Source organism: Curtobacterium sp. MCBD17_032, assembly GCF_003234855.1.
Classification (GTDB): domain Bacteria; phylum Actinomycetota; class Actinomycetes; order Actinomycetales; family Microbacteriaceae; genus Curtobacterium.
The window spans coordinates 44,524-67,577 of record NZ_QKTO01000010.1; the positions used below are offsets into that span (position 1 = coordinate 44,524).

Consider the following 23,054-nt stretch of genomic DNA (forward strand, 5'->3'; position numbering starts at 1 on the left):
GGGGGTCGTCGGCAACCGACCGGTCACGACGGGTCCCCGAAGCGTCGGGTCCGGACGTCCGGCTCGCGGTCCGCGGGCTGCGCAGCGAGCGTCGCAGCGGACGTCCCGTCCGCGTCGGCGCCACCGCCGGGAGGCCCAGCGAGCGCCCCGAACGCGGCGAGCGCCACACGGGCGGTCGCCTCGTCCACCTCCGGGTCGATCGGCACGACGGCACGGTCCAGCTCGTCACCCCGCTCGACGAGCATCCGCACCGCACCGAGCTGCGCCGCGAAGGACAGGTCCATGACCTCGATCGGGTTGCCCTCCGCCGCGGTGATGTTGATGCAGCCGCCGCCGTCGAGCAGCAGCACGGCGGGACCGTCCGGGAGCGTCAGGCGCTCGACCCGACGGCCGACGGTCGCCCGCTCCGCCCCGGCCGCGTCGGCGCCCTCGACCGCGATCTCCTGGTCCACCCCGCCCGCGACCGACAGCACCGCTCCGGGAGCGCACGCGCGGAGCACCGTCAGGCTGATCGTGTCCGGCACCCCGGTCGCACTCAGCACCAGGTCGGCGGTCCGCACGGCCTCGACCAGCGGCGCGACCGCGTACCCGGCGAACACGGCCTGCAGCGCCCGGACCGGGTCGGTGTCGGCGACGGTGACCCGGAACCCGAGCGCCCGGAGGACCAGGGCGACCCCCTCCCCCACGTGACCGAACCCGGCGACCACTGCCGAGCCTCCTGTCAGGTCGGGCCGCACGCCGGGGTCCAGCGCGTCGACCAGGTCGAGCGTCGCGAAGACCGCGGACTGCCCGGTGCCGTACCGGTTGTCGAAGAACGTCTTGGTGCGGGCGTCGTTCACCGCGACGACCGGGATCCCGAGCTGCCCGCGGGCAGCCATGACCCGCAGCGGGCGGAGGCCGCTCGTGGTCTCCTCGGCGGCTCCGAGCATGGTCGGCAGCAGGTCGGGGCGTTCCTGGTGCACGAGCCGGATGACGTGCGACCCGTCGTCGACGAGGACGTGCGGCCTCGTGTCGAGCATCGCGAGCGCGAGCGCACGCTGTTCCGCCACGGTCGCGGTGCTGCTCGCGTGCACGGGGACGCCGACCCGGCGGAGGACCGCGGCGACGGCGTCGTCGGTCTCGTCGGCATGCGCGTAGCCGACCACCTCGGCGCCGGCGTCCTGCAGCAGGAGCGAGAGCACGGCGGTCTTCGGCTCGAGGAACAGACTCACCCCGACGCGGGTGCCCCGGAGGAGCCCGCCCCGCCGGAGCTCGTCGGCGACGGCGCGGGACATCGGCATGGAGCGGCGGGCCCAGCGGATGCGGGCCTCGGCGGCGGGGTCGTCCTCGGGCTCGCGGCCGGTGGACACGAGGAACACGTCGTCGGAGAGCGTGGGCACGGCCAGGACGCCCGGCCGTGCCGGGGTCGTCGGGCCGAAGGCGTCCTCGTCGACGGCGGGGACGTGGCGGCCGGCGTCCACGACGAGGAGCATCGCCCCGCGGAGCCGACCGGCCGTGGCCGCCTCGACCGCCGCGCTGCTCTGCTCGGGCGTGCCGAGACACCAGAGCTGGTCGACGGCCGCGTGGACGTCGGTGTCGGCCGGTCGGGAGCCGAGTCCGACGAGCATCGCGTGCAAGGCGGCGGTGTCGCGGGGGTCACCGCCGACGATGCGGAAACGCCGGGCCGCGAGCAGCATGTTCGTCACCCGGGCGGTGTGCCGCACGGCAGCGGATGCCCAGGCGAGCGTCGCGGCATCGGCGCGGGTCGGGTCGGCGCGCGGCATGCGCCCATCGTAGGGCGGACGGGTGCCCCGGCCGTGCCGCCCGTCGCAGCGCCGGGGTCAGAGCACGTGCGGCGGCGGCGTCCGGTGCCAGACCTGCTCGGCCCCGTCGTCGGGGACGCCCCACGGACCGGCGGGCACCTGCCACGAGCCGACGGCCGCCACCTGCTGCGCCTCGATCTGCCGCGTCCGCCGTCGGTGGTGCAGGAGCACCCCGACGAGGACGGCGACGCCGATCACCGACACCACGGCGAGCCCGGCGACGTACAGCGTCGTCACGACGCCGCCGAGCGCGGGCGGCACGGTCCCGTCCTGCGCTGCCGAGAACGGGGTGCCGGTGAGCACGAACGCGAGCAGGGTCGAGATCGTCGAGTTCGAGTCCCACAGCCCGTGCAGGACCGACACGACGACGTAGGCGACCAGCACCGACCACGTCCACCGGAACCGCGGACGACCGTGCGCCGCCCCGAACAGCACCGCGCCGAGGATCGCCGTCCAGAGCACGTGCCCGACCGGTGAGAGCACGGCGCGGACCACCTCGGTCTGCAGCAGCGACACCAGGTCGATGCCGCGGGTGGTGATCGCGGCGTTGAACGCGTACCCGGCGGACTCGAACGCCGAGAAGCCCGCCCCCACGGTCGCCCCGAGGAGCGCGCCCTGCCGAGCCGTCTTCGGGCGGACCCGCCACCCGACGACGACCAGCAGCAGGCCCTTGACGAGTTCCTCGGCGAACCCGACGAGCAGGTACAGGGTCGCTCCGGGGCGCAGGTCGGACTCGAGCAGTGAGGCGCCGAGCACCCCGAGCACCCCGCCGACGAAGAACGCGGTGACCAACTGCATCGTGCTGACCGTCCCGGTCACCCGTTCGATGACGAACAGCACCACGGTGAAGGGCACGAGGAAGCTGCCGAGCAGGATGATCGTCGGCACGAGGTTCGTGTTCTGCGTGGCGACGGTGACGACGATCGTCACGACCCAGAGCAGGAACCCGCTGAGGAGGGTCTTCCACCACCAGCCGTGCCGGTGGTGGGGGTGGGCGCCGCCGTGCGCGGTCTCGAGCGTCATGGTCCTCATCGTGCTCCGCCGTGCGCGGCGAGGGTCTCCGGGAATACGGAAGACGCGGTCCGCGTAGTCCTCCACATGACCGATGAGACGTTCGACAAGGTGACGATGTTCGGCGCGGACTGGTGCCGCGACTGCCGCCGTTCCAAGGCGTTGCTGGACCGACTGGGCGTGGACTACGAGTACGTGGACGTCGAGGCCGACCTGTCCGCGGCCGACCGCGCGCAGGCGATCAGCGGCCGGAAGAACATCCCGGTCGTGGTGCTGCCGGACGGGAAGCACTTCGTCGAGCCGTCCGACGCCGAGCTGCAGTCCGCGCTGGAGTCCTCGGGGGCGGTCTGACCGTCCGCCCGGTGCACCTGGGAACGCGCTGAGCCGGAGGCGTGTTCACTCGGGCGTCGGCCCTGAGCTCGGTGCACCGCCGAGGCCTCGGACCGGCCGTAGAACAAGGAGGACACCGTGATCGGTCTCATCATCAGCCTCATCATCGTCGGGCTCATCGCCGGCGCCCTCGCCCGCCTCATCATCCCCGGCAAGCAGCACATGTCCATCCTGATGACCATCGTCCTCGGGATCGTCGGCTCGTTCGTCGGTGGTCTGCTCGGGTTCCTGATCTTCCAGCACGACCCGCAGGACGGCTTCTTCCAGCCGGCCGGCATCATCGGCTCGATCATCGGTGCCGTCATCGTGCTGTTCCTCTACACGCGCTTCGCGGGTCGGGGTGCCAACCGTCGCTGACGGCGCACCTCGCGACGCGCTGACCACGCGACGGGAGGCCCGGTACCAACTGGTACCGGGCCTCCTGTCCGTCTGTGCCCCGGAAGTCGGAGCCGCGCGCAGGCGCCCGGCGTACGGTCCAGGCCATGACTGATGCGAACGACACCCGTCGCCCGGAGCAGGACGCAGCGAAGCTCGGCCTCGTCGTGGTCGGCGAGGCCGCCGCCCTCCAGTCCGGAGACGAGGCCGCGATGGACGCCAGCGAGGCGAACATCCGCGAGACCGTCGACGAACTCGTCGACGTGCCCCTGACCGACCGTCAGGAAGAGGTCATGGAGCGACTCGCGCAGGCCGGCGGCACCCTCACGGCAGGGCTGAGCGGCGCGCTCGCCGCCCGCACCGGCACCAGCGTCGACGACGTCCTCGAGGGCGCTGCCCGCAGCATCGTCTGGCAGGAGCGCCTCACCGAGGAGCGCGAGGACGCCGGCCCCTCGGACATCGGTCGTCAGGACGACCAGGACGGCCAGCAACCCGCCTGACGCGCGGGTCCACGACACACGGGAGGCCCGTCACCAGCTGGTGACGGGCCTCCCGTGTGTCTCCGGTCGGTCTGGTGCCTCTGTCAGCGACGCCACCACGTGTCGAACGGCGACGCGGGCACCTGGCGCTTGTGCTCGGTCGCGCGGTACCGGGCCTCGATGGCCTCGGCGACCTCGTCCGGGACGTCGTGCCCCTGCAGGTAGGCGTCGAGCTCGGCGTAGGTGAGGCCGAGGTTCGCCTCGTCGGTCTGGCCGGGCAGGTCGTCGAGCAGGTCCGCGGTCGGCGCCTTCTCGTAGAGGCGGGCCGGCGCACCGAGGTGTTCGAGCAGCTGCCGCCCCTGGCTCTTCGTCAGACCGGTCAGCGGCGTGAGGTCGACCCCGCCGTCGCCGTACTTCGTGAAGAAGCCGGTCACGGCCTCGGCCGCGTGGTCGGTGCCGATCACCAGGAGCCCGCGCTGCCCGGCGACGGCGTACTGCGCGACCATGCGCATGCGGGCCTTCACGTTGCCCTTCACGAAGTCACTCAGGGCGACGCCGGCTTGCGCGGTGTCCTGCACCACGCCGTCCACCCCGTGCTCGATGTTCACGACGATGCCGGGGTCCGCGGCGATGAACTGCAGGGCGAGCTGCGCGTCGTCCTCGTCGGCCTGCACCCGGTAGGGCATCCGCACGGTGACGAACTCGGCGGCGTGCCCCTCGGAGCGGAGCGACTCGACCGCGAGCTGCGTCAGGCGGCCGGCGAGCGTGGAGTCCTGCCCTCCGCTGACGGCCAGGACGTAGCCGTTCGCGCCGGTGGTCAGCAGGTAGTCACGCAGGAAGCCCACGCGTCGGGCGATCTCCTGCTCCGGGTCGATGGTCGGCTGGACGTTGAGGTCCGCGGCGATGGCGGCTTGGAGTTCTCGCACGTCCCCAGTATCCGCCCGAGCCGCGCCGGGCGCACGGGACACGACCCGGTGTGCTCGCTAGAGTGGCGCGCACACCCGGCGAGCGCCCTCCCGTGCCGCCGACGACGGAGGGTGATCGTGACGGACGCGCACCGGACCGGTCTGCTCGCGATCACCGTCACCTCGCTGCTCTGGGGCACCACCGGCACCGCGGCGACGTTCGCCCCCGACGTCGGCCCGCTCGCGATCGGTGCCGCGGCGCTCGGCATCGGCGGCCTCCTGCAGGCGGTCGTCGGCGCACGGTCCCTCCGGACGAGTGCTCCGGTGCTCGCGCGGAACCGCGCGCTCGTCCTCGTCGGGGCGGTCGCCGTCGCGGTCTACCCGCTCGCGTTCTACGGCTCCATGCACATCGCCGGGGTCGCCGTCGGGTCCGTGGTGTCGTTGGCGTCCGCGCCCCTGGCCGCCGGGGTCCTGGAACGGATCGTGGACCGGCGGCCGCTCGGCCGGCGCTGGACGGTCGCCGCAGCGCTCGGCGTCCTCGGGAGCGTGCTGCTCTGCCTGTCCGGCGTGGCAGCGTCGGACGGTCCGTCCGGCGTCGGGACGTCGGGGGCGACGGTGCTCGGCGTCGTGCTCGGTCTCGTGGCCGGGGCGACGTACGCGGTGTACTCGTGGGCGTCCCGGCGGCTCATGGTCGACGGCGTCCCGCGTGCGGCCGCGATGGGCGCCGTGTTCGGCGGCGGTGGGTTGCTCCTCATGCCGGTGCTCGCCGTCACCGGAACGCCCCTGCTCGCGTCGCCGCAGAACGCCGCGGTCGGGGTGTACATGGCGCTCGTGCCGATGTTCCTCGGGTACCTGCTCTTCGGGTACGGCCTGTCACGTGTGCCCGCGAGCACCGCCACCACCGTGACGCTCACCGAGCCGGCGGTCGCGGCCGTGCTCGCGGTGGTGGTGGTCGGCGAGCGACTGACCGCGGTCGGCTGGGCCGGACTGGGCGTGATCGCGGTGGTGCTCGTCGTCCTGGCGGTGGCGCCGGCCGACGGAGCGGACCGAGCGCGCTCCGGAGAGCGGGGGGCACGGTGACGTCCGCTGTCGAGCAGTCGGTCTTCGTGTCGGCTCCTGAGCGAACTCGCCAGCGCTGATCGGCCGGCGCGAACAGCTCGGGTGAGGACGAAGGAGCGAGCACGACCATCAGTCCACGACGAGCGGTGCAGCGCGGCTCCTGGCCCCGATCGCCGCTGTTGAGTATGGTTCTCAGGAGTTGTGATGAGCCGGAGGAGGACCCACATGACCACTGGATCGGCATTCGATCGAGCAAGCCGAGCGCGACCAGCGGGCTGGCATGAGGACCCCGAGGACCCCGGCCGACAGCGCTGGTTCGACGGATCGACGTGGACGGACATCACTCGTCGGCCACCTGGGAAACGGCGCGCATCCTGCCGGTGCTGCTGATGCAGCCGATCGCACCACCCGGCTCCCGCGAGCGTGCGGTCGTCCGCTCCGGAGTGTCGACTCAGGTCAGTGCGCGATGTACAGTCAGCGGGTGCTGACTCTTGCTTCTCGCCTCGACGTGATGAACCGGCTGGGGCGGGCTCTGTCCGATCCGACCCGGTCGCGCATCCTGCTCCGCCTGTTGGACGAGCCCGGGTACCCGGCCGCGCTGGCGGACGAACTGGACCTGACGCGGACGAACGTGTCGAACCACCTCGCGTGCCTCCGCGGCTGTGGCATCGTCGTCGCGGTCCCGGAAGGGCGGCGCACCCGGTACGAGATCGCGGACCGACACCTGACCCGAGCGCTCGACGCACTCGTCGACGTGGTCCTCGCGGTCGACGACGGGGAGACGCCGCCCAGACTGCTCGAGCAGTCTGGCGGCGAGCTCGCGACCGCCGGCGAGTGCGCCGCCGACTGTGCGGCGGACCGGTGACGGCGACAACGCTCGACGGCGCGCTGTCGACCTCGCGACGAAGCATCCTGCAGCGGCGCATCAGGTGGATCGTCGCCGCGACCATCGCCTACAACGTCGTCGAGGCCGTCATCGCCCTCGCTGCCGGGACGGTCGCCTCGTCCACCGCGCTCATCGGTTTCGGGCTCGACTCCATCGTCGAGGTCCTCTCCGCCGCGGCGGTGGCATGGCAGTTCGCCGGCCGTGACCCGGAAGCGCGGGAACGTACCGCGCTGAAGGTCATCGCAGTGTCGTTCTTCGGTCTGGCGCTCTACGTCACCGCCGACGCCGCGCTCACCTTCGCTGGCCTCCGCGAACCCGAGCACAGCACCGTCGGGATCGTCCTCGCAGCGGTCAGCCTCGCCGTCATGCCCTTCCTCAGCCTGCTCGAGCGCCGCACCGGGAAGGAACTCGGTTCGGCGTCAGCCGTCGCCGATTCGAAGCAGACGCTCGTGTGCAGCTACCTGTCGGCGGCGGTCCTGCTCGGGCTGCTGTGCAACACCCTCTTCGGCTGGACATGGGCCGATCCGATCGCGGGCCTCGTGGTCGTCGTCTTCGCCGTCCGTGAAGGACTCGAAGCCTGGCGCGGCGACGCGTGCAAGCAGCCCGTCACAGCGCTCACGGGCGAGCGCGAGGTCGACACCTGCGACTGTTGCTGACGGGTCTCCGACGCAGAGTTCCCCCAGATGACGACGCCGTTCCCGTGGTCGGTCCGGGACGCGAGGGGTCGTGGCCGGTCGGATGTGGGGAGGACTCCCCCGCTGGAGAGCTCCCCGAGGTGCCCCTGGAGGGACTCGAACCCCCAACCCTTTCCTTAGGACGGAACTGCTCTTCCATTGAGCTACAGAGGCCGGCCCGTCCACTCTAGCGGGAGCCGGGACGCGCCGGACGGGAGGCCCGGTGTCCGCACACCCCGGGCCTCCCGTCCGGCGCCTGCCGCGACCGGCGCCGCCTACGCGGCGACCAGGTACTCGTCCCAGTCCGGCTGCGGCCGCTCGATGCCGCGGACGACCCAGGCGGAGCCGTGCGGGGCCTTCGGCGGGAAGCGCAGCGTCCAGCCCATCTCGCGCGGGGTGCGGTCGCCCTTGGCGTTGTTGCACGCGAGGCAGCACGCGACGAGGTTCTCCCACGAGTCGCGACCACCGCGGGACTTCGGCTGGACGTGGTCGATCGTGGTCGCGTTCCGGCCGCAGTACGCGCACCGGTTGGCGTCCCGGCGGAGCACACCGCGCCGGGACACCGGGATCAGCCGGGACTGCGGGATCCGCACGTACCGGGTCAGGATGATGACGGAGGGTCGGTCGTAGCTGACGGCGGCACCGGTGACGGGGTGCAGGGTGTCGGCGGCGACGACGGAGGCCTTCTGGTTCATGACGAGGACCAGGGCTCGACGGAACGAGATCACCGCGAGGGGCTCGTAACCGGCGTTGAGGACGAGAGTGCGCATGGGTTCCCTTCCGACGTGCCTGGACGGCTTCCAGGCGGTGCGGGCACCGGGTCGGTCGGCGTCGAGCGGGTGGTCACGGCCTCCGGACCCGAGGGCGGGCCCGACCGGTCCGTCCCCGTCGAGCGGGCCGTCCTGCCGGAGCGGGGCGGTCCGACCGTCGTGGAGGGCCGGATACACGAAGAGCACCACCCGTCAGGGCAGTGCTCCGGTCAGTCGCGCGCGAGTTGCGGCTCGCAGGCTGTGGTCGTCCGTATGTCGACATGCGCGCGCCGACCCATGGTGCGGGTCGTGCGTGACGTCGACATGTGGTCTCCCGTTCGGGTCGAGTCGATCCGATGCGTGCAGGCTAACCCAGAAACCGGCCCCGCACGAGGGGTGCGGGGCCGGTTCGGACGCTGTTCACATGCGCACCCTCGGAGTGACGTCCCCGAGGTCAGATCCCGAAGCGGACGATGTGGTAGCTGCTCGACCAGATCGGGCGGATGGACACGGAGCCGCCGGGCTTCGGCGCGTCCATGATCATGCCGTTGCCCATGTAGAAGCCGTCGTGCGAGCCGTCGTTGAACACGACGACGTCCCCCGGCTGCGCTTCCGACTCGGGGATCGTCGTGCCGGCCTGGTCCTGGAGCGTGACCGAGTGGGCGAGGCTGATGCCGTGCTGCGCGTAGACGTACATGACGTAGCCCGAGCAGTCGAACCCGGCGGGGGTGGCGCCGCCGAACACGTAAGGCGTCCCGATGTACTGCTTCGCCGTGGCGACGACGGCCGGCAGCGAGAACGGGGTGCCCGCGGCGGGAGCCGCACCCGTCGCGGCGGCGCCTGCTGCCGAGGCGGTCGTCGCGGAGTCGGCGGCGAGGTAGTCCTCCGCCGTCTTGCCGTCGTAGGCATACTCGGCCGCCTTCGCTGCACGGGCGGCCTCGACCTCGGCGGCCCGGTCGGCTGCGGCCTTCGCCGCTGCCTTCGCAGCGGCCTGCGCCTCGAGGGTCTCGGTGGAGGTGGCGCCGAATCCGTCGCGCGAGGTGTCGGCGGTGCCCGCGGCGGCGGAGACGTCGAACTCCTGCGTCTGGACCGGGGCTGCGGCGCGGGCGTCGGCCGCGGGCGTCGGCTGGGTGCTCGCGAAGGCGGCGGGGACGGCCATCGTGCCGAACATGCCGGCGGCGACCGCGAGCACGACGGGCGCCATGAACTTCCGCTTGCGCGAGGAGGTCGTCGGCGCTGCTGCCGAGCGGGTGGCGGCGGTGCGGGTGGCACCGAGGGCACTGCCGGTGCGGGCCGCCGTCGGGCGGGCCGCGGTGGTACGGGCGGGGGTGGACGCCGTGCGGGCGAGCGGTCGGCGCGTGGCACGCTCGGCTGCTTCGCGTACTGCCCTGCGGGTCAGGGGAGCTGCGGTGGCGTCACCGGAGGTCGTCGGGTTCGCGGTCGTCGAGTCGTCCGCGGCGGTACCGGTGTGGGTCAAGTGGGTCTCCGGCGTCTCATCGACACGCACCCGGTGGTCGACCGAGCGTGTGCAACCCCATCCGTTCGTCATCGTTTCCGATCCAGGCAGGAGACGGGTCGTGAGACGTCCTGCCACGGGTCCCCGCGATCGCTGCTCCCGGAGACTCGTCGAGTGTACGGGCGCTCGGTCACACTGTCGAGATGAAACCGTGATCTGGTAACGAACAGGTGAAGAAGCCCTGGTCAGAGCGCTACTGACGGCGTCACACTGGTGCGTCCGGTTCTTGTACGTCCGTAAAGGCGTTGTACCCCCGACGTGTACCCCCTATAGTTCGCCCACCACGAGGACCAAGGCGCGAGCTCACCGCGGCGATCCCGGTCCACCGACGGACCCTCGTGCTGTGACGCCCGGCACCTGTACCGAGCGATCGCAGCGACAGCGCACGACCGACCGGCCGGTCCAGGACGGGTTGCGGAACGTCGACAGGGACGGTCACGGGATCGCGGTGCACATGTGACGAGGACGGGATGCAGGTACCCCGGAGTGCGGGCTCCGGTGCACCCCCGACGCAGCGCCTGGCCCGGGCTGTGCCGGCGGGCGACAGGTCACTCGCCGGAGAGGTCCTCGGCGATGTCGTCGGCGGTGCCGGGGAAGCACAGCGAGACCGCCTGCACCGTGTGGTTCCCGGGGTACGCGTACGCGCTGATCGACGCGGTCTTCCCGCCACCGCTGCCGATGACCGCCGGACCGTCGCTCGACTCGCGGCGGACGACCTGCATCCCCTGGGACTTCCAGTGCTCCTCCATGCGGGTGGCGTCCTCGTCGGGCGACCCCTCGAGCGTGCTCCCGGTCAGGTAGCGCCACTGCGCCCCTCGCGTGCCGTCCTCGAGTTCGCAGTCTTCCGGGTAGTCCGGGCCGGTGCGCGCCTTCCACTCCCCACCGAGTCGCTCGGTGGCGTCGTCGACGGCTTCGATCATCTGCTGCTTCGCGGTGTCGGCGTCCACGGTCGGCTCCGTCCGTCCTGGTGCTGCGGTGTCGGGTCCCCGCAGGACACAGCCTGCGAGCACGGTGGTGGTGGCCGTCATGACGAGGACGCCCGCGACGGCGCGCCTCGCCGTGGTCCATCGTGCGGTGGTCGTCGTCATCGTCCCGCCATCCACCAGGGCTTCCCGTCGATCAGGTCCTGGTCTCGCTTCGTCGGTGGTTCCGGGTGGTACGCGGTCGCATCGTCCTCGTGCCCCGTCGTGACCCGCCCCACGTTGTACACGGACTCGGTGTCGGCGTCCAGGTAGCCGGACCTGTCACGGGTGGGCGGGTCGTGGTCGAGGACCGGCTTCCGGTCCGCCGCGTCGGCGGGGTTCGAGTCCGTCCCGAAGACCGTCGCACCGAAGGCCTCTCGGGACGGATCCACGTGGTGCCCGGATGCCGTGCGTCCCAGCGCTGCGGGGTGGTCGCCCTGTCCGGCCTCGTCGGGGAGGACGTTCCGTGCCTGGCCGACGGAGACGTGCTCGGCGTGCACCTTGCCGGCCGAGTCGACCGCGTTCGGCAGGCCGGCGGACCCCAGCGCGACGAACCGGTCGACGTGCGCGTCCGTCGTCGAGAGCGCCTGTGCCGAGACGGTCGTGCCGTACGAGTGCGCGACGACGTTGGTCTCGGGCATCCGTCCGGCTCGCACGGCGCCGAGGCCGTTGATCGACGCGGCCAGCCGAGGCGCACCGGCTTCGGCCTTGCCCATCCCGAGGACGGTGGTGGCGTCAGGCGCCTCGTAACCGATCCAGGCGAGCACCGCTCGGTCCGGCGGGTTCCCACTCCGTCCCTGCTCGTCGTGGATGTTCTGCGCAGCCCGGGTCCAGTTGCTCATGTCGGCCGTGGTCGTGTCCATGCCCGGGACGGCCCAGGTCACATCGTCGGCGGTGTCGAGGTCGCCGATGGAGACCGACGCGAGCGGCGGGTGATCGTCGGTCAGGGAGATGAGCGACCGCGCTCTCTCGGCGTCCTTCGGCTTGGCCAGCTCCTCGCCGACGATGACCCGCGTCCGACGGGCGTCCAGGGATCGGACGGGGCACGCCCGGACAGGGCAGACCGTTCCTGCCCCTCGGTGCTGCGGGCGAGGAGACGTCAGTCGGTGCTGATGTAGACGTGCTGCGCGACCTCGGTCGGCAGTTCGATCCCGGCGTCCTCGCCGTCGACGCGGACCGACACGTAGGCGCCCGCACGCTGCACGCTCGCCGTCCGCCCGGGCATGACCCCGGCACTCCGGAGCTGGTGCAGGAGCTCCGGTTCGAACTGCACCGGCTCGCCCAGGCGCCGGATGACGCCGGTCGCGACGGCGTCGGTGTCGTCGGTGGCCGCCACGATGTTCCGCACGCCGTCCAGGAAGCCCGGAGCGGTGGGACCGCCGATCTCCGCCAGGCCCGGGATCGGGTTGCCGTACGGCGACTCCGTCGGGTTGCCGAGCATCTCGAGCAGGCGGACCTCCACCTGCTCGCTCATCACGTGCTCCCACCGGCAGGCCTCGTCGTGGACGAACGCCCAGTCGAGGCCGATCACGTCGGCGAGCAGCCGCTCGGCGAGGCGGTGCTTGCGCATCACGTGCGTGGCGCGGGACCGGCCGGTGTCGGTGAGTTCGAGGTGCCGGTCGCCCGAGACGACGACGAGTCCGTCGCGCTCCATGCGCGCGATGGTCTGCGAGACCGTCGGACCCGAGTGGCCGAGACGCTCCGAGATGCGGGCCCGTAGGGGGACGATGCCCTCTTCTTCGAGGTCGAGGATGGTGCGGAGGTACATCTCCGTGGTGTCGACGAGATCGGTCACGCCTCCGCCTCTCCTGATGTGGACCCAGCCCGACCCACACTACTTGCTGGTGCCGACGACCCGGGACCGACACCGTGCGCTCTGCGCGGACACCGGCCGGGAGGCCCGTCCCGGCCCCGCCCCGTCCGGCCGGTCCATCGGGGCGACGGCAGGGCCGTCGCTAGGATCGGCCCATGGCAGACATCGTCATCCCAGCCGACCTCCTCCCCACCGACGGCCGCTTCGGATGCGGTCCGTCGAAGATCCGCGGAGCGCAGCTCGAGACCCTCGTCACCCGCGGCGCCACCGTCCTGGGGACCTCGCACCGCCAGAAGCCCGTCAAGGACCTGGTCGGCTCCGTCCGCCAGGGCCTCGCCGACCTGTTCCAGGTGCCGGACGGCTACGAGGTCGTGCTCGGCAACGGCGGCTCGACCGCGTTCTGGGACGCTGCCGCCTTCGGGCTCATCGAGCGCCGGGCGGAGAACCTGTCCTTCGGTGAGTTCGGGTCGAAGTTCGCCAAGGCCGCCGCCGCCCCGTGGCTCGAGGCACCGCACGTCGTGGAGGCCCCGGGCGGGTCCCGCGCCGAGCTCGAGGTCGTCCAGGGTGTCGACGTCTACGCCTACCCGCACAACGAGACCTCGACCGGCGTCATGGCCCCGGTCGTCCGGGCCGCGGGCGACCCCGGCGCACTGACCGTCGTCGACGCCACGAGCGCTGCCGGTGGTGCCGCGTTCGACGTCGACCAGACCGACGTCTACTACTTCGCGCCGCAGAAGAACTTCGCCTCGGACGGCGGGCTCTGGCTCGCGCTGTTCTCCCCTGCTGCGATCGAGCGCGTCGAGCGGATCGCCGCTTCCGACCGGTACATTCCGGAGTTCCTGTCGCTCAAGAACGCCGTGGACAACTCCCGGTTGGACCAGACGCTGAACACCCCGGCGATCACGACCCTGCTGCTCCTCGACGACCAGGTGCGGTGGATGAACCAGTCCGGTGGTCTGGCGTGGGCCGACGGCCGCACGAAGACGTCGTCCTCCACGCTCTACGACTGGGCCGAGGCCTCCGACTACGCGACGCCGTTCGTCACCGACCCGGCGCACCGGTCGCAGGTCGTCGTGACGATCGACCTCGACGACTCGATCGACGCCAAAGCCGTGGCCGCGACGCTCCGGCAGAACGGCATCGTCGACACCGAGCCGTACCGGAAGCTCGGCCGGAACCAACTCCGTGTCGCGACCTTCACGGCGATCGACCCCGACGACGTCACCAAGCTCACGCGGGCGATCGACCACGTGGTGGCTGCCCTGGCGAGCTGACCCCGCCGCCGCGAGACGCGACGAGGGCGGTGTCACGCAACGGTGTTCCGTTGCAGGGCACCGCCCTCGTCGTGTCGCATGGGTCGTCGCGTCGCGTGCGTCGACGTGTCGCGTGGGTCGGGCAGGACCTGACCGACGGGTCAGGACCTGACCGACGGGTCAGGACCGGAGGGACCGGTCAGGACCGGTGGAAGCCGGGGTCGGTCTCGCCGGCGTCGAGCTGGTCCAGGTCCAGGTCGTCGTCCGGGTCGACGGGACGGACGCGGCGGGTGCGGCGACGGCCGCGAGTGCGGGCTGGCGGGGCGGCCGGCTGGTCCTCGTCCTCGTCGTCGTCCTCGTCCTCGTCCTCGTCCTCGTCCTCGTCCGACTCGTCGCCGTCGTCGGAGTCATCGTCGCCGTCGTCGGAGTCGTCGTCGTCTTCGTCGTCGTCCGACTCGTCGTCATCAGACTCGTCGTCGAAGTCGTCCTCGTCGTCCTCGTCGTCCGACTCCTCGTCGTCCTCGTCCGACTCCTCGTCGTCCTGCGCGGCCCGGTACTCGGCCAGTCGCTCCGACCACGGCACCCACTCCGGCGCGAGCAACGAGCCGTCACCCGGCATCAGTTCGACCTCGAGCACGGTGGGCTCGTCACCCTCGACCTGGGCGATGCTGACGGTCCAGCGCCACCCCGGGTACCCCGGCATGCGGTTGGCGAAGAGGACGGAGACGACGCCGTCGCCCTCCTCGACGGTGCCGACGGGGCTCCCAACGGTGGCTTCGGGGGTGATCTCGAGCAGTGCGCCGCGGGCGAGCTCGGTGAGGTCGGTGGTCATGTTCACGCGTCCAACTGGTCGGCGACGTGTCGCAGGATGGTGGCGATCCGCTCACCGTTCTTCGGGTAGCGGCCCCGCTTGAGGTCACCGCTGATGCGGTCGAGTTCCTTCACCAGGTCCTCGACGATGACGGCCATGTCGTCGGCGGAGCGACGGGTCATCTTGGAGAGCGACGCCGGCGCTTCGAGGATCCGCACGGTCAGCGCCTGCGACCCCTTCTTGCCCTGCACCACGCCGTACTCGAGCTTGGTGCCGGCCTTCACCGTGGCCACACCGTCGGGCAGGGAGGAGGCGTGCAGGAAGACCTGGTCGCCGTCGTCTCCGGTGATGAAGCCGAAGCCCTTCTGGTCGTCGTAGAACTTGACCTTGCCGGTGGGCATGCTGGGACTCCTCGTCACATGAACGGCCGCGGTGCGTCGGACTATCCTGGGTGGATGGCCAAGCCGACCCGATCCACCGGTGACCCCCGCACTGCTGCGGAACCCCCGGCGACGCCCAATCGTACCGAACGCACACTCGCGTTCATGGTCGGTGGCATCGTCCTCCTCATCCTGGCGTGCTTCATCGTCATGATCGCCGGGTGGCTGACCATGAAGCAGATCCCCGGGGACGGCATCTGGCCGGTCGCGCTCGGGGTCGTCTACTTCGGTCCGCCCGTCGCCTTCGTGCTCATGATGGTGCTCCTGGTCACCACGTGGACCCGCAAGGCCCGGCAGCACCGCGCAGAGGCCCGCTGACGTCCGCCCCGGACGCCGGCCGAGGACGATGACGACCACGACGGACCTCGCCGCACGCCTGCGCGAGCTCCCAGACCAGGCACTCGAGCAGCTCGTGCTCGCCCGCGCCCTGCCCGCGGCCGCCCTCGGCGAGTCCGGCCCGCAGCACATCGCGGACTTCTTCGACCTCGCCGAGGCCCTCCGTACCGACGACGCGGTGGACGCCGCCGTCGAACGACTCCCGCGTCGCACGCTCGTCGCGCTCCGCGACGGCGGCCCCGCCGAGGACCTCGCCCCCGCCGTCGCACTCGGACTCGTCGGCGCGGACGGCGCAGTCGACGACGCGGTCACCGCCCGACTGGCGGCCCGCCCCGACCTCGTCCCGGACGGCCAGGGAGGCCCGGCTCCGGTCCGCCCCGCGCCCGCGGCCCGGCAGGACGCCGAGGGGGGCGCCGACGACGGCCGCGCCCGCGCTGCCGGTGCCGAGCAGGCCTTCGAGACGCTCACCGTGCTCGCCGAACTCCTCCGCGCCGCCGACGACGGCGCCGTCCGCGAACTGGCGAAGGGCGGCATCGGTGCGCCCCTCGCCCGGCAGCTCGCCGAGCGCGCGGGTGCCGACGCCGCCGTGGTCGCTGACCGTCTCGCCCTGCTCGACCGGATCGGTGCCGCCCATCCCGTGGACGGCTCGTGGACGGTCTCGGACCACGGTCGGACCTGGCTCCGGTCGCCGTGGCCGGACCGCTGGTCCACGCTGGTGCGCGACTGGCGGGACGCCCTCGCCCCCGCCGTGGTCGAGGTCCTCACGCTCGCGGACGACGACCTCATCGACCTCGTGACCCTGGGGCGGTGGGCGTACCCGGCCGGCGCGCGCTGGCTCGACGCCGCGCTGCTGGACGCCGCCGGTACCGCCGGGGTGCTCGGGCTCGCGGTCGCCGGGCACCTGACGTCCACCGGGCACGCACTGCTCGGTGACGACACCGACGCCGCCCGGGCCGCAGCGGACGCCGACCTGCCGGGCACCGTCGACGGCGTGTACCTCCAGCCGGACCTGACGGTCATCGCACCGGGTCCGCTGTCGCCGGCGGACGACGACGACCTCCGTGCCGTCGCCGACCTGGAGGCACCGGGATTGGCCGCCCGGTACCGGGTGTCCGAGGACTCGCTCCGTCGGGCGCTCCGTGCCGGCAGGACCCGCGACGAGGTGGTCGCGCTCTTCACGCGCCTCGGCGCCACCGAGGTGCCGCAGCCCCTCACCTACCTCATCGACCAGGTCGCGACCCGGGACGGCAGCGTCGTCGTCGGACGGGGCGAGGGCGACCTCGGGGCAACGGTGCACGGGACGCCCGAGCAGCTCGACCTGATCGGGGTCGACGCCGAGCTCCGCCAGCTGGCGTGGGAGCGTCCCGACCTCACGACACTCGTGACGAAGTACCCGCCGCACGTCGTGGCCAGTGCCCTCGAGGACCAGCGCTACCCGGCCGTGCTCGCAGCCGACGCCCGCCCGGAGACGCGCTCCGGGCCTCCCGTCCGGCGGCGCACCCCGAGCCGCTCGCCCGAGCAGGCGGCCCGCGCCCTGGTGGAGCGTCTGCGCCTGACGACGGAACGCGGCGACGCGGAACCGGAGCAGGAGTGGCTGGCCCGCCAGATCGACATGGCCGTGCGCGGCCGCACGCCGATCCGGGTGACGGTCCGGATGCCGGACGGGTCCGAGAAGCCGTTCTCGATCGTCCCGACGTCGGTCGCCGCCGGGCGGGTGCGCGGGAAGGACACCGCGGTCGACGTCGAGCGGACCCTCCCGCTGTCCCTCGTCGTCGCGATCGAGAGCGACGCCTGACGGACGCCCTGTGGACAACCGGGTGTCACACCAGCTGCGCCGCCTAGGCTGATCCGTCATGAACGGACCGCTGATCGTGCAGAGTGACCGCACCGTGCTGCTCGAGGTCGCGCACCCCGACGCCGAGGACGCCCGGCACGCGCTCGCGGTGTTCGCCGAGCTCGAACGGGCACCCGAGCACGTGCACACGTACCGCATCACGCGGCTCGGCCTCTGGAACGCCCGGGCGGCCGGACACGACGCCTCGTCCATGGTCGACACCCTCGAACGGTTCGCCAAGTTCCCGGTGCCGCAGAGCGTCACGGTCGACATCGAGGACACGGTCTCCCGGTACGGCCGTCTGGTGATCCGGCGCGAGGAGCGCGAGGACGCCCCGGTCGTCGCGAACTCCCCGACCGAGGAGCTCGAGCAGCAGCCCGCGCTCGTGCTGACGGCGTCGGACCCCGCGCTCCTGGCCGAGGTCACCCGATCCAAGCGCATCCAGCCGCTCCTCGGCGAGCGCCGCTCGGACACCGCCGTCGAGTTGCAGGCCTGGGCCCGCGGGCAGGTCAAGCAGGAGCTCGTGAAGATCGGCTGGCCCGCCGAGGACCTCGCCGGCTACACGCCCGGTCAGCCGCACGACATCGACCTCGACACCGCGGACTGGGACCTCCGCCCGTACCAGCACGACGCCGTGGACAGCTTCTTCCAACAGGGGTCCGGCGTCGTCGTGCTGCCCTGTGGCGCCGGCAAGACCCTGGTCGGCGCCGGGGCGATGGCGACCGTCAAGGCGACGACGCTCATCCTCGTCACGAACACCGTCTCCGCCCGGCAGTGGCGGACCGAGCTGCTCAAGCGGACGACCCTCACCGAGGACGAGATCGGCGAGTACTCCGGCAGCGTCAAGGAGATCCGGCCGGTCACGATCGCGACCTACCAGATCCTCACCGCCCGTCGGAAGGGCGCGTACACGCACCTGTCGCTGCTCGACGCCCTCGACTGGGGGCTCGTGGTCTACGACGAGGTCCACCTGCTCCCCGCGCCGGTGTTCAAGCTGACCGCCGACCTCCAGGCACGTCGTCGCCTCGGGCTCACCGCGACGCTCGTGCGCGAGGACGGGCGCGAAGGGGACGTGTTCTCCCTGATCGGGCCGAAGCGGTACGACGCACCGTGGAAGGAGATCGAGGCGCAGGGCTACATCTCCCCCGCCGAGTGCTACGAGGTCCGCATCGACCTCGCGCACGAGGACCGGCTGGAGTACGCGGCCTCGAGCGACGACGAGCGGTACCGGCTCGCGGCGACCTCACCGGCCAAGACCCCCGTGGTGCGGGACCTCATCGAGAAGCACCGCGGTGAGCAGATCCTCGTGATCGGCCAGTACATCGACCAGCTCGACGAGCTCGCGGCCTCGCTCGACGCCGCCGAGATCACGGGCGCGACGCCGGTCGACGAGCGGGAGCGGCTGTACCAGGCCTTCCGCGAGGGCACGATCGACGTGCTCGTCGTGTCGAAGGTCGCGAACTTCTCCGTCGACCTGCCGGACGCGACCGTGGCGATCCAGGTGTCGGGCTCGTTCGGCTCCCGCCAGGAGGAAGCGCAGCGACTCGGTCGACTCCTGCGCCCGAACAAGGACGGCGTCCCGGCGTCGTTCTACACGCTCGTCACCCGCGACACGGTGGACCAGGACTTCGCGCAGAACCGGCAGCGGTTCCTCGCGGAGCAGGGGTACTCGTACACGATCCTCGACGCGGACCAGATCGCCCCGGCCGTGGCGTAGTACCCGGACTCCAGACCACCTCTGGCCAACACACGAACTGCTCCCAGGAAGCAACCAGGGAACAGTCAGAGGATGGTCCCATGACCGACGGACCCAAGATCCTCATCGTCGACGACGAGCCGAACATCCGCGATCTCCTCACGACCTCGCTGCGCTTCGCCGGATTCGCGGTGCGTGCGGTGGGGAACGGCGCACAGGCGATCTCCGCCGTGCTCGAGGAGGAGCCGGACCTCATCATCCTCGACGTCATGCTCCCCGACATGAACGGGTTCGGCGTGACCAAGCGCCTCCGCTCGTCGGGCTACACGTCGCCGATCCTCTTCCTCACGGCGAAGGACGACACCGAGGACAAGATCACGGGTCTCACGGTCGGTGGTGACGACTACGTCACGAAGCCGTTCTCGCTCGACGAGATCGTCGCCCGCATCAAGGCGATCCTGCGTCGCACGATGAACGACGAGGAGGACGCGATCATCCGCGCGGGTGAGCTCACGATGGACCAGGACACGCACGAGGTCACCATCGGCGACGCGCAGATCGAACTCTCCCCCACCGAGTTCAAGCTCCTCCGCTACCTCATGCTCAACCCCAACCGGGTGCTCTCGAAGGCACAGATCCTCGACCACGTGTGGGAGTACGACTTCAACGGCGACGCCGGCATCGTCGAGTCGTACATCTCGTACCTGCGTCGCAAGCTCGACCAGTACTCGGCCGAGCCGATCATCCAGACCAAGCGCGGCTTCGGCTACATGCTCAAGGCGACCAAGGCCTCCTGAGCCTCGGACCGGACCGGTCACACAGCTGACTGTCGGCGGCCGTCGGGATCTCCCCGACGGCCGCCGCTTACTGTTGGGGAAGCATGCACGAGCGAATGAGCCACTGGTGGGACGGGATATCCCTCCGCACCAAGATCACCGGGATCACCGTCCTCCTGGTCGCCCTCGGCCTGCTCGTCGCCGGCCTCGGCACGATGACCGTCCTGAGCACGTACCTCAACCTGCGACTGGACACGCAGGTCGAGACGACGAGCTCGCAGCTCGAGGGGCAGAACGTCAGCGACGGCGAGCAGTACTGCAACCTGTCCGTCGTCCTCGAGAAGAGTTCCTACGTCGCCGCGTACGACGGCAACGGCGAGCAGATCTGCGACACCCAGTCCTCGTCGCAACCCGACATCTCGCGCGTGGACTTCTCCGCCGCCGCGTCCGCTGCACATCCCTTCAGCTTGTACGACCGGCAGCACAGCCACGAGTGGCGTGCGCAGGTCATCCCCGCGAACCTGCAGAACCTGTCGAACGGCGTCACCGAGACCGGCTACGTGCTCGTCGCCGTGTCGAGCGCTGACACCGACCAGACCATCCTCCGGTTCACCGTCATCTTCCTGTTCTTCGGCATCGCGGTGATCCTGCTCGGGGCGATGCTCACGCGCCTCCTCGTGACGGCGACGTTCGATCCGCTCCGCAACGTCGAGGACACCGCCGCGCGCTTCGCCGCCGGGGACTTCAACCAGCGCCTCGACGCCGACACCCCGAACACCGAGGTCGGTCGTCTCAACCGGTCCCTGAACGCCATGCTCGAGCGCATCGACGACGCGTTCGAGGACCGTCAGCGCACCATCGACCAGATGCGCCGCTTCGTCGGTGACGCCTCGCACGAGCTCCGGACACCGCTCGTGTCGCTCCGCGGGTACGCCGAGCTCTACCGGATGGGCGCCCTCCGCAAGGAAGAGGACGTGGCGCAGGCGATGGACCGGATCGAGAAGGAAGCCCAGCGGATGGGCCTGCTCGTGCAGGACCTGCTGCAGCTCGCCCGCATCGACGAGTCGAAGCCCCTCGAACTCGGGCCGGTCGACCTGGTCGCCATCGCACGGGACTCCGCACTCGACACGATGGCGTCCAACCCGGACCGGGAGATCCAGGTCCTCGTCGAGGACGCCGTGACGGGCGAGAACGTCCCGCAGGCCGTCCGCCCTGCGGGCTCCTTCGGGCCGGCAGCCGATGGTGAGGCCGGCGGTCCCGCCCCGGCCTCCCCGTCGCTCAACACCACGGGACCGATCGCCTTCTCGCGGCAGACCATCGCGCGGCTGCGTGCCCGTCGGACCCGGGCGATGAACGTCGACGCGAAGAACCCCACGGACGAGACCACGCCCCTGCCGACGATCGTGCTCCCGAAGCGGCCGCCGATCGTCCTGGCGGAGGAGAACAAGATCCGACAGGTCATCACGAACTTGATGGGCAACGCGATGCGGTTCACCGAGCACGACGACCCGATCGAGATCGGCATCGGTGTCGACGACGACCGCGGCATGGCGCACATCGACGTCATCGACCACGGCGAGGGCATCCCGCCGCAGCTGCGCGACAAGATCTTCCAGCGCTTCTGGCGTGCGGACACCTCCCGCGCCCGGGACACCGGCGGCTCGGGCCTCGGCCTGGCGATCGTGTCGGGCATCGTGCACGCGCACCACGGGTCGGTCGAAGTGTTCGACACCCCCGGCGGCGGTGCGACCTTCCGCGTCTGGCTGCCGCTGCTCCCCCGCGAGTCCGCGCCCGCGGCCCCGACGCTGTCCTGACCCCGGGCCTGGCCGTCGGCTACCGCTCCCCACCTCCACCGACTGGTCACAACACCCCGCGCACCTCCGCCGAGTGGTCGCGAACGGGCTGTCCCGCCCGGGCGTGCTGACGATTCGTGACCAGTCGACGGAATCGTGTCGGGCTGTCACGACCAGTCGACAGGACGCCCTCCGCCTGTCGAGAGGATTCGCGTGGCGGCCGTAGCGAGCCCGACTGCGGGTTCGGCGCGATCCTCACGCCGAGTGCCGACGACCAGTGGCTCTTCGTCGGGCGAAGGCCTGGCCGAGGCGCTCGAAGAGGACCGTGGGGTGAGTCCGGTCGGCGGCGGTGGCGTGGACCACGAGCCAGTCGTTCACCACGAAGCCGTTGTCGCGCCGCTGGTCGTGCAGGAAGACCGCGCGCTCTCGGTGGTGATCGCCGTCGTACTCGAGGGCGATGCGGTACTCGGGCCAAGCCATGTCGACTCGTCCGAGGAACCGCCCCTCGCCATCGCGGACGTCCACGTTCAGCTCCGGTTCGGGGAAACCGGCGTCGACGACCGCCAGCCGGAACCAGGTCTCCATCGCTGGTTCGGAACCGACGCGCACGAGGTCGAGCGCTGCCCTTGCCCGCACCACGTGTCGTGCTCGTGGGACGACTGCAGCTGCGAGGTCGTCGATCGACGCCAGCCCGCTTCGTCCGACCATGTGGTCGCCGACGGACACGAGCGCGCGGAGGCCCAGGAGTCCGGCGCACTCGAACCAGGCATCAGCGGGACTCGCCACTCGGACGCCGTCGAGCTCGACCACGGTCGGGCCGCAGAGGCGATGGCCGACGACACCGGGACGGCGCATGCGACCCCCGGCTCCGATCGTGGACACATGCACGTCTGCACCGTCCTGGACGGCTCGAGGCAGCGGTGCCCCCCACAATCGTGCGGCCGTCGTGTGACTGAAGAACTGGTCCGGGCGCATCACGAGTGCGATCGAGGCGACGACATCCGAGAAGGTTCCACGACCAGCCCGTATGCGAACCCCGTGCACCGGCGCATCGAGGTCTCGACGCCGGAGTCGCTCCCGGTTCACACCTGTCGCCATCGCATCGTTGACACGGAACGGGCCCTCGGAGAAGCGTCGGGGCAACGGACGAGGTGTGCGCATCCTCGAAGCTTCACCCGCGGATGCGCGGAGCAACTCGTCCGCCTGCGTGAGTGTGGAGAGCAACCGGTGCCGCGCCTCCTGTGCGGACGAGGACGGGCGTCCCGACTTGAGCTGCGTCGGGAGCGTCCGACTGGTCAGGGACGGTCGTTCGCGTCATCGCGGAGCGACGGGACGCGGCCCCTCGGCGGGAGTGAACGAGGAGTCCTGACCGCTCGGCGCCTCCTACGACACGCCGATCGAGCACTTCCGGCTGGTCACGAACGGTCGTTCGGGCCGGTGCAGACCGACCAGACGCGTCCTCTGGACGGAAGTGAGCGGGGAGTCGTGACCACT

Annotated in this window: 24 protein-coding genes and 1 tRNA gene; 13 read left to right on the plus strand and 12 right to left on the minus strand. The window is 71.4% G+C overall.

The genetic code is table 11. The annotated features are described in order from the left end of the window. Positions 1 to 23: 23 nt before the first annotated feature. Together DEI91_RS12500 and DEI91_RS12505 are read right to left on the minus strand one after the other, a co-directional pair. Positions 24 to 1,763 (minus strand): adenosylhomocysteinase, encoded by a 1,740-nt coding sequence (locus tag DEI91_RS12500; protein ID WP_111052605.1) that lies wholly within the window; start codon positions 1,761 to 1,763, stop codon positions 24 to 26. A gap of 57 nt (positions 1,764 to 1,820) precedes the next feature. Next, positions 1,821 to 2,825 (minus strand): PrsW family intramembrane metalloprotease, encoded by a 1,005-nt coding sequence (locus tag DEI91_RS12505; RefSeq protein WP_258374420.1) that lies wholly within the window; start codon positions 2,823 to 2,825, stop codon positions 1,821 to 1,823. Positions 2,826 to 2,900: 75 nt separating this feature from the next. Here DEI91_RS12505 and DEI91_RS12510 point away from each other — a divergent pair, with 75 nt between their 5' ends. The 3 genes from DEI91_RS12510 to DEI91_RS12520 all read left to right on the plus strand — a co-directional run bounded on the left by DEI91_RS12510 (position 2,901) and on the right by DEI91_RS12520 (position 4,078). Then, complete coding sequence (locus DEI91_RS12510; RefSeq protein ID WP_111052607.1) at positions 2,901 to 3,164, plus strand: glutaredoxin family protein; 264 nt, start codon at positions 2,901 to 2,903, stop codon at positions 3,162 to 3,164. A 117-nt stretch (positions 3,165 to 3,281) separates the two neighbouring features. Then, positions 3,282 to 3,560 (plus strand): GlsB/YeaQ/YmgE family stress response membrane protein, encoded by a 279-nt coding sequence (locus DEI91_RS12515; protein WP_110824076.1) that lies wholly within the window; start codon positions 3,282 to 3,284, stop codon positions 3,558 to 3,560. A gap of 125 nt (positions 3,561 to 3,685) precedes the next feature. Next, positions 3,686 to 4,078, plus strand: coding sequence for a hypothetical protein (locus DEI91_RS12520; protein ID WP_111052608.1), 393 nt, complete (start codon positions 3,686 to 3,688; stop codon positions 4,076 to 4,078). 83 nt (positions 4,079 to 4,161) lie between these two features. On the opposite strand, the gene nadE is transcribed toward DEI91_RS12520, so the two are convergent. Next, a complete protein-coding gene (gene nadE / locus DEI91_RS12525; protein WP_111052609.1) occupies positions 4,162 to 4,983 on the minus strand; it encodes an ammonia-dependent NAD(+) synthetase in 822 nt (273 codons plus the stop codon). Between the two features lie 117 nt (positions 4,984 to 5,100). Here nadE and DEI91_RS12530 point away from each other — a divergent pair, with 117 nt between their 5' ends. From DEI91_RS12530 to DEI91_RS12545, 4 genes are all read left to right on the plus strand, one after another. After that, positions 5,101 to 6,042 (plus strand): DMT family transporter, encoded by a 942-nt coding sequence (locus DEI91_RS12530; protein ID WP_111052645.1) that lies wholly within the window; start codon positions 5,101 to 5,103, stop codon positions 6,040 to 6,042. Positions 6,043 to 6,246: 204 nt separating this feature from the next. After that, complete coding sequence (locus DEI91_RS16920) at positions 6,247 to 6,411, plus strand: DUF2510 domain-containing protein (RefSeq protein ID WP_181439592.1); 165 nt, start codon at positions 6,247 to 6,249, stop codon at positions 6,409 to 6,411. 91 nt (positions 6,412 to 6,502) lie between these two features. Then, positions 6,503 to 6,886, plus strand: a complete 384-nt coding sequence (locus DEI91_RS12540; protein WP_111052646.1) for a helix-turn-helix transcriptional regulator — start codon at positions 6,503 to 6,505, stop codon at positions 6,884 to 6,886. Next, on the plus strand, positions 6,883 to 7,563 hold the full coding sequence (locus DEI91_RS12545; protein ID WP_111052647.1) for a cation diffusion facilitator family transporter: 681 nt from the start codon (positions 6,883 to 6,885) through the stop codon (positions 7,561 to 7,563). The genes DEI91_RS12540 and DEI91_RS12545 overlap by 4 nt, the downstream gene beginning before the upstream one ends. Before the next feature lie 120 nt (positions 7,564 to 7,683). Here DEI91_RS12545 and DEI91_RS12550 read toward each other — a convergent pair. From DEI91_RS12550 to DEI91_RS12575, 6 genes are all read right to left on the minus strand, one after another. Then, positions 7,684 to 7,755, minus strand: a tRNA-Arg gene (locus tag DEI91_RS12550). 101 nt (positions 7,756 to 7,856) lie between these two features. Next, a complete protein-coding gene (locus DEI91_RS12555) occupies positions 7,857 to 8,351 on the minus strand; it encodes an HNH endonuclease (RefSeq protein ID WP_111052648.1) in 495 nt (164 codons plus the stop codon). Between the two features lie 433 nt (positions 8,352 to 8,784). Further along, positions 8,785 to 9,807, minus strand: coding sequence for a C40 family peptidase (locus DEI91_RS16865; protein WP_181439594.1), 1,023 nt, complete (start codon positions 9,805 to 9,807; stop codon positions 8,785 to 8,787). A gap of 587 nt (positions 9,808 to 10,394) precedes the next feature. Beyond that, positions 10,395 to 10,934: a hypothetical protein gene (locus DEI91_RS12565; protein WP_111052612.1), complete on the minus strand. Its 540-nt coding sequence runs from the start codon at positions 10,932 to 10,934 to the stop codon at positions 10,395 to 10,397. Then, positions 10,931 to 11,911, minus strand: coding sequence for an alpha/beta hydrolase (locus DEI91_RS12570; protein WP_111052649.1), 981 nt, complete (start codon positions 11,909 to 11,911; stop codon positions 10,931 to 10,933). Before DEI91_RS12570 ends, DEI91_RS12565 begins: the two co-directional genes overlap by 4 nt. Continuing rightward, positions 11,908 to 12,603: a metal-dependent transcriptional regulator gene (locus DEI91_RS12575; RefSeq protein ID WP_111052613.1), complete on the minus strand. Its 696-nt coding sequence runs from the start codon at positions 12,601 to 12,603 to the stop codon at positions 11,908 to 11,910. The genes DEI91_RS12570 and DEI91_RS12575 overlap by 4 nt, the downstream gene beginning before the upstream one ends. Before the next feature lie 173 nt (positions 12,604 to 12,776). On the opposite strand from DEI91_RS12575, the gene serC reads away from it, so the two are divergent. Beyond that, positions 12,777 to 13,895, plus strand: coding sequence for a phosphoserine transaminase (serC, locus tag DEI91_RS12580; RefSeq protein WP_111052614.1), 1,119 nt, complete (start codon positions 12,777 to 12,779; stop codon positions 13,893 to 13,895). Between the two features lie 178 nt (positions 13,896 to 14,073). Here serC and DEI91_RS12585 read toward each other — a convergent pair whose 3' ends face one another. Further along, a complete protein-coding gene (locus DEI91_RS12585) occupies positions 14,074 to 14,706 on the minus strand; it encodes a DUF3027 domain-containing protein (RefSeq protein ID WP_111052615.1) in 633 nt (210 codons plus the stop codon). A gap of 2 nt (positions 14,707 to 14,708) precedes the next feature. Next, entirely contained in the window at positions 14,709 to 15,086 is a 378-nt protein-coding gene (locus tag DEI91_RS12590; protein ID WP_110824086.1) for a cold-shock protein, read from the minus strand. 54 nt (positions 15,087 to 15,140) lie between these two features. Here DEI91_RS12590 and DEI91_RS12595 point away from each other — a divergent pair, with 54 nt between their 5' ends. The 5 genes from DEI91_RS12595 to DEI91_RS12615 all read left to right on the plus strand — a co-directional run bounded on the left by DEI91_RS12595 (position 15,141) and on the right by DEI91_RS12615 (position 21,581). Continuing rightward, complete coding sequence (locus tag DEI91_RS12595) at positions 15,141 to 15,443, plus strand: multidrug ABC transporter ATPase (protein ID WP_146244291.1); 303 nt, start codon at positions 15,141 to 15,143, stop codon at positions 15,441 to 15,443. A 28-nt stretch (positions 15,444 to 15,471) separates the two neighbouring features. Further along, positions 15,472 to 17,256 carry a helicase-associated domain-containing protein gene (locus DEI91_RS12600; RefSeq protein ID WP_111052617.1) on the plus strand — a complete coding sequence of 595 codons (1,785 nt, stop codon included), beginning with the start codon at positions 15,472 to 15,474 and terminating at the stop codon, positions 17,254 to 17,256. A gap of 58 nt (positions 17,257 to 17,314) precedes the next feature. Then, complete coding sequence (locus DEI91_RS12605; RefSeq protein WP_111052618.1) at positions 17,315 to 19,012, plus strand: DNA repair helicase XPB; 1,698 nt, start codon at positions 17,315 to 17,317, stop codon at positions 19,010 to 19,012. Positions 19,013 to 19,092: 80 nt separating this feature from the next. Beyond that, a complete protein-coding gene (locus DEI91_RS12610; RefSeq protein ID WP_110824090.1) occupies positions 19,093 to 19,788 on the plus strand; it encodes a response regulator transcription factor in 696 nt (231 codons plus the stop codon). A gap of 83 nt (positions 19,789 to 19,871) precedes the next feature. Next, positions 19,872 to 21,581, plus strand: coding sequence for a cell wall metabolism sensor histidine kinase WalK (locus DEI91_RS12615; RefSeq protein WP_111052619.1), 1,710 nt, complete (start codon positions 19,872 to 19,874; stop codon positions 21,579 to 21,581). Positions 21,582 to 21,815: 234 nt separating this feature from the next. Here the strand turns inward: DEI91_RS12615 and DEI91_RS12620 are convergent, their stop codons facing one another. Beyond that, a complete protein-coding gene (locus DEI91_RS12620) occupies positions 21,816 to 22,415 on the minus strand; it encodes a hypothetical protein (RefSeq protein WP_146244292.1) in 600 nt (199 codons plus the stop codon). Positions 22,416 to 23,054 lie beyond the last annotated feature (639 nt).

Coding starts and splice junctions, on each gene's coding strand:
- DEI91_RS12600 (WP_111052617.1), top strand. CDS start 15,472: ATGACGACCACGACGGACCTCGCCGCACGCCTGCGCGAGCTCCCAGAC.
- DEI91_RS12555 (WP_111052648.1), bottom strand. CDS start 8,351: ATGCGCACTCTCGTCCTCAACGCCGGTTACGAGCCCCTCGCGGTGATC.
- DEI91_RS12585 (WP_111052615.1), bottom strand. CDS start 14,706: ATGACCACCGACCTCACCGAGCTCGCCCGCGGCGCACTGCTCGAGATC.
- DEI91_RS16920 (WP_181439592.1), top strand. CDS start 6,247: ATGACCACTGGATCGGCATTCGATCGAGCAAGCCGAGCGCGACCAGCG.
- DEI91_RS12565 (WP_111052612.1), bottom strand. CDS start 10,934: ATGACGACGACCACCGCACGATGGACCACGGCGAGGCGCGCCGTCGCG.
- DEI91_RS12595 (WP_146244291.1), top strand. CDS start 15,141: ATGGCCAAGCCGACCCGATCCACCGGTGACCCCCGCACTGCTGCGGAA.
- DEI91_RS12605 (WP_111052618.1), top strand. CDS start 17,315: ATGAACGGACCGCTGATCGTGCAGAGTGACCGCACCGTGCTGCTCGAG.
- serC (WP_111052614.1), top strand. CDS start 12,777: ATGGCAGACATCGTCATCCCAGCCGACCTCCTCCCCACCGACGGCCGC.
- DEI91_RS12520 (WP_111052608.1), top strand. CDS start 3,686: ATGACTGATGCGAACGACACCCGTCGCCCGGAGCAGGACGCAGCGAAG.
- DEI91_RS12500 (WP_111052605.1), bottom strand. CDS start 1,763: ATGCCGCGCGCCGACCCGACCCGCGCCGATGCCGCGACGCTCGCCTGG.
- DEI91_RS12505 (WP_258374420.1), bottom strand. CDS start 2,825: ATGACGCTCGAGACCGCGCACGGCGGCGCCCACCCCCACCACCGGCAC.
- DEI91_RS12590 (WP_110824086.1), bottom strand. CDS start 15,086: ATGCCCACCGGCAAGGTCAAGTTCTACGACGACCAGAAGGGCTTCGGC.
- DEI91_RS12620 (WP_146244292.1), bottom strand. CDS start 22,415: ATGCGCCGTCCCGGTGTCGTCGGCCATCGCCTCTGCGGCCCGACCGTG.
- DEI91_RS12615 (WP_111052619.1), top strand. CDS start 19,872: ATGCACGAGCGAATGAGCCACTGGTGGGACGGGATATCCCTCCGCACC.
- DEI91_RS12510 (WP_111052607.1), top strand. CDS start 2,901: ATGACCGATGAGACGTTCGACAAGGTGACGATGTTCGGCGCGGACTGG.
- DEI91_RS12610 (WP_110824090.1), top strand. CDS start 19,093: ATGACCGACGGACCCAAGATCCTCATCGTCGACGACGAGCCGAACATC.